This window comes from Pelistega sp. MC2 (assembly GCF_900099475.1).
Classification (GTDB): Bacteria; Pseudomonadota; Gammaproteobacteria; order Burkholderiales; family Burkholderiaceae_B; genus Taylorella; species Taylorella indica.
Map to the genome: position 1 here is coordinate 1 of NZ_LT628272.1, position 1,195 is coordinate 1,195.

At 44.9% G+C, this 1,195-nt stretch carries 1 protein-coding gene; it reads left to right on the plus strand.

Annotated features, from left to right (window positions below; all coding sequences use genetic code 11):
* Window positions 1-2 precede the first annotated feature (2 nt).
* Complete coding sequence (tuf, locus tag BQ4443_RS00045) at window positions 3-1,193, plus strand: elongation factor Tu (protein ID WP_023950739.1); 1,191 nt, start codon at window positions 3-5, stop codon at window positions 1,191-1,193.
* Window positions 1,194-1,195: the final 2 nt, after the last annotated feature.

Genomic DNA, 1,195 nt, shown 5'->3' on the forward strand with positions numbered 1-1,195 from the left:
TCATGGCAAAAGAAAAGTTTGAACGTACCAAACCGCACGTAAACGTAGGTACAATTGGTCACGTAGACCACGGTAAAACCACATTAACAGCAGCGATTACTACTGTCTTATCGAAAGAGTTCGGTGGTGAAGCGAAAGACTATGCGGCGATTGATGCGGCACCTGAAGAGCGTGCACGTGGTATTACGATTAATACTTCACATGTAGAGTATGAAACAGCGACACGTCACTATGCACACGTAGACTGCCCAGGTCACGCTGACTATGTAAAAAACATGATTACAGGTGCAGCGCAAATGGACGGAGCGATTTTAGTATGTTCAGCCGCTGACGGTCCAATGCCACAAACACGTGAGCACATTCTATTATCACGCCAAGTAGGCGTACCTTACATCATCGTGTTCTTAAACAAAGCCGACATGGTAGATGATGAAGAGTTATTAGAGTTAGTGGAAATGGAAGTGCGTGAGTTGTTATCAAAATACGACTTCCCAGGTGATGATACGCCAGTCATTAAAGGTTCTGCGAAATTAGCGTTAGAAGGCGACGAAGGTCCATTAGGTAAACAAGCGATTTTAGCGCTAGCGGAAGCATTAGACTCATACATTCCAACACCAGAGCGTGCAGTGGATGGTACATTCTTGATGCCAGTAGAGGACGTTTTCTCAATTTCAGGTCGTGGTACAGTGGTAACAGGCCGTATTGAGCGTGGTATCATTAAAGTGGGTGAAGAGATTGAAATTGTTGGTATTCGTGAAACAGCGAAAACAACATGTACAGGCGTAGAGATGTTCCGTAAGTTACTTGACGAAGGTCAAGCGGGTGACAACGTTGGTTTATTACTACGTGGTACAAAACGTGAAGACGTAGAGCGTGGTCAAGTGTTAGCGAAACCAGGTTCAATCAAGCCACATACAAACTTCTCAGCAGAAGTGTATATTTTATCGAAAGAAGAAGGTGGTCGTCATACCCCATTCTTCCAAGGTTACCGTCCACAGTTCTACTTCCGTACAACAGACGTAACAGGTACAATTACGTTACCAGCGGATAAAGAGATGGTATTGCCAGGCGATAACGTAGCGATGGATGTTGAGTTAATTGCGCCAATCGCGATGGAAGAAGGTTTACGCTTTGCGATCCGTGAAGGTGGCCGTACAGTCGGTGCCGGTGTGGTTTCTAAAATCACTAAATAATT